The organism is Bacillus sp. 16GRE42, assembly GCF_019837435.1.
GTDB classification, from domain to species: Bacteria; Bacillota; Bacilli; order Bacillales; family Bacillaceae_G; genus Bacillus_A; species Bacillus_A wiedmannii.
In genome coordinates this window covers 1-3657 of record NZ_JADAXF010000021.1, presented here as the reverse complement: position 1 = coordinate 3657, position 3657 = coordinate 1, and the positions used below count along the sequence as shown (strand labels likewise).

General features: G+C 28.7%; 4 protein-coding genes and 1 pseudogene. 2 read left to right on the top strand and 3 right to left on the bottom strand.

Features of this window, described 5'->3' with window-relative positions; all coding sequences use genetic code 11:
* Positions 1-94, top strand: a pseudogene (locus tag ILS93_RS28380) (tyrosine-type recombinase/integrase); the annotation flags it as partial.
* A 50-nt stretch (positions 95-144) separates the two neighbouring features.
* Here ILS93_RS28380 and ILS93_RS28375 read toward each other — a convergent pair.
* The 3 genes from ILS93_RS28375 to ILS93_RS28365 all read right to left on the bottom strand — a co-directional run bounded on the left by ILS93_RS28375 (position 145) and on the right by ILS93_RS28365 (position 2685).
* On the bottom strand, positions 145-1041 hold the full coding sequence (locus ILS93_RS28375; protein WP_222661739.1) for a DUF3307 domain-containing protein: 897 nt from the start codon (positions 1039-1041) through the stop codon (positions 145-147).
* A gap of 11 nt (positions 1042-1052) precedes the next feature.
* Complete coding sequence (locus ILS93_RS28370; protein WP_222661738.1) at positions 1053-1790, bottom strand: SatD family protein; 738 nt, start codon at positions 1788-1790, stop codon at positions 1053-1055.
* A gap of 286 nt (positions 1791-2076) precedes the next feature.
* On the bottom strand, positions 2077-2685 hold the full coding sequence (locus tag ILS93_RS28365) for a DUF3967 domain-containing protein (protein ID WP_222661737.1): 609 nt from the start codon (positions 2683-2685) through the stop codon (positions 2077-2079).
* A gap of 468 nt (positions 2686-3153) precedes the next feature.
* On the opposite strand from ILS93_RS28365, the gene ILS93_RS28890 reads away from it, so the two are divergent.
* A partial coding sequence (locus ILS93_RS28890; protein ID WP_483861623.1) for a DUF8189 domain-containing protein occupies positions 3154-3657 on the top strand: 504 nt, incomplete at its 3' end.

Sequence of the window (3657 nt, the reverse complement as noted above, 5' to 3'; positions counted from 1 at the left end):
AATTCTAAATCATAGCACACCACAAATTACACTAAAATATATCGGTATCAATAAAGAAGAAAAAGATAATATTTTAGATTCATTTAAAATCTAAATAGATAATGTAAAAAAGACTAATTAATTAATTAGTCTTTTTTACATTATCTATTTAACTATTAAAATTAATAAATAACCTGAAATAATAGCAAATAAAACACTTAATAAACTACCAATAAGATAATACTCTGCAAAACATTTATCATCAAATTGCTTAAATCTAGTAAGAGCTTTTATTGTAACTATAAACGTAATAGCTACAAAAGCCTGAGCCCCTATTAAAAACATAATTACAAGTCTTTCAATCATACCAATGTATTTCCCTACTCTAGTAGGTGGTTCTTGATAATGATTTTGTATATTAGTTTTTTCAATTACATATTCTTCTGAAAGCTTATTATCTTTATACGTTAAATTTAATTTATGTTCGATTGTCGAATCAATAAAATTATCAGCATTAGGTTTAAAAGGTTTAAGTATTATTTCAAATAAATAGGCACAAAAATAAGTATTAAACATAATAACCGAACCAACAGCCGTAATTTTATCAATAGTAGAAAAATTAACACTCCCACTAGAACCACTAAACAAAAAAGAACCTAAAAATTTTAAAATATCATTCCAATCATAAGTAATTAAACTTAAAATTCGAAGGGAAAATATAATAAATATAATGTGTAAAATTTGATCCAATATATATATAAATACCGAAGACCAAGTAGAAGAATTTACATTTGGATATTTTTTGAATTCTTCTTTCCCTATATCTGTAAAAAAATGAAAAATACAAATTAACAATATTGCTCCAAAAACAACAAAAGAAAATTGACCAATAAACACTGCAATTAATACATACGTAATAAAATGTATAACAACATGAATAAACAAAGCTTTATGCTTTTCTTTTTTATTAGAACTCTCCTTCCCTTTATTTATCTTATCTGTTTGAAATAAATAATCAGCTAAAAAATGCCCAAAAATTAAAGAAAATACTAATTCACTCAAAATCCATCCACCTAACCTAATTGTTTTTGAAGTTTATTTAATAAATCTAATAAATCTTTTTGCATATGACGATATAAATAATAATCAGAACGACTAATTAATTTTGCTACATTTACTTTAGCATTTTTACTAGTGTATCCAAGTTCTATTCCTAATTCCTCATAAGTCATTGATGGATTCAACTCCATCAGCTTTATCAATTCTTTTTGTTTTTCAGATTTGTTTAATTCGGTAAAAATTGTATACACTAATGCATTTATAGCTTGATATGGAATATTTTCATTCCCTAAAGCAAAAAATGTAACATGTTGATTATTTTGAGGATATACAAAATCATTAATATTATTTGTATCCTTCAAATATTTATCAACAGCTCTAAACGCATTTATTACAGCACTACCATTTATACGATTAACATCAATAATAGATCCAGTATCAAGTGTACCAAAACCAAGGCCAAAATATAATTCAATTTCATATTTCCAAGCTAATTTTCTAATAAAACGAAATACATTAAAACCTTCTTTAAAAGATGAAAGAACTCCTATAATTTCATCTCCACGTCTAACTTGAAATGGAACAACTAAATAATTCAAATACTTACGATTTAAAGAATTAGCAATACGCATAAGTTTATTTTCTATCACCGATTTATTTGGATAACCCTCTGATTTAACAACATCCATTGATATACATACACAAGAATCTGAAGGATTTAATACAATTAAATTTTTTTTGAATGAATCCATTGACATTTCACCACCATTTGAATATTATATAATATTTGATAAAAAAAGTTAAGTTACCGTTTAAATGTCTAAAACTCAAAAGTTACCGTTTAAACGGTAACTTTTGAGTTTTAGAATTAACTATTTTTATATTTTAATAAAAATATATTTTTTAGTTTATTATTTTAAATTAAATAATAAACTAAATTTTCCGTCCTACACTTTTTATTGCATGAATCACTAGATTAAGAGTATGCCCTTCCTCATAATGACTTTACCCACATAAACGCATAAAACTCTCATTTAATTATTTCCAAAATTGATACCATTTCTTATCTTTACTTGCTGCAATCATCTTCTTAACTTCCTGGACTTCCCTTATTGTTTGCATGAGCATTTCATCACGGCCCTGATTCTTCTTCATATCTTCGCTAGTATTTGTCGCTATAAGTACCTGGGATTCTCGTATCGCTTGTATAGCATTTAATAACTCTGATTCTCTTTGTATGAATCGCTGGTCTTGCTCAGTTAATCGTTTAGTTAATTCCTGGAGCAATCCATTTTGTTTTTCAATAACTTCTTTTTGATCTTGAATCATCGTCTGTAGCGTTGTAGCGTTGAAATCCAATTCTTCATAGCGCTCAACTTCATATCGATCCAATGGTAACACCTCAACACCTTGATGCCATGATACAATTTGCTTTGTGGCATTTTCTAGTGTCATATCTGTATCGTTCTTTAGGTTTATAACCTTACGGAATACCATTACATCACTTTCTCTATACTTCCTATGCCCACGCTCATTTTTTATGAAGGTATAACCCTCTTTTTCTAACACGTCTGCATACTTACGTAACGTAGATGATTGAATACCTAATTGCTCCGCCACATCACTAGGACTATAAAACGTCTTCATAGCATTTCACCTCAAAAATATATTCGCTATAGCAATGATATACCCTTTTTCCTAATAATTCACGTATCACTTGTTTTCATTTATACAAGATTTTATACAAATTTTTGTACTAATACAGGACATTAATAAACCTGAAAAACCCCATCATCTTCATAATGTATAAAATCATGCATAGGATGATAAACAAATAAAAAGCAAAATCCTTGATATCAAAAAGATTTTACTTTTTATTTGCTACCGATAATAGGACGTTATGTCAACTGTATATGAATAAAGTATACATAAATCGATGATACAAATAAAAAACAAATGTTCCCATAAATTATTATGACTTTTACTTACAATATATTTTTTGAAAACTAGGCTTATATAATATGGATAATAGCTGATACCATCAAAATTTCCTTTTCATAAAAATATCTAGATTAATATTTTCGGTATTATTACCTATTAAAAGGAAGTGTATAAATGTATTATTATAATCAGTTTATTCCTTATTCTATTCGTCAATATCAAGAAGAACCCACATGTTTTTTAAATCCAGAAGATTTCTTACCCTCTACCACACATTGGCCAACAATGTATTCAAATACAAGTCATATAACAATGGAACAAAAAGAAAGAATAGATTTTGATGAAACTACATTTGGTCGTTTAGAGATATTTGCACGTGGAGCAGACAACGCTTTATGGCATATATGGCAAACAGCTCCCAACAACGGTTGGAGTAATTGGGGGTCACTGGGTGGCACAATCGATTCACCAGTCGTATCACGAAACGCTGATGGACGTTTAGAAGTATTTGTAATTGGAGCAGATCGTGCTCTATGGCATATATGGCAAACAGCTCCCAACAACGGTTGGAGTGATTGGGCATCTCTAGGTGGCACTATTGATATGTTAACAGTAGGGAAAAATGCTGATGGACGCCTTGAAGTTTTCGCGCGCGGAACAGATCGTGCTTTATGGCAC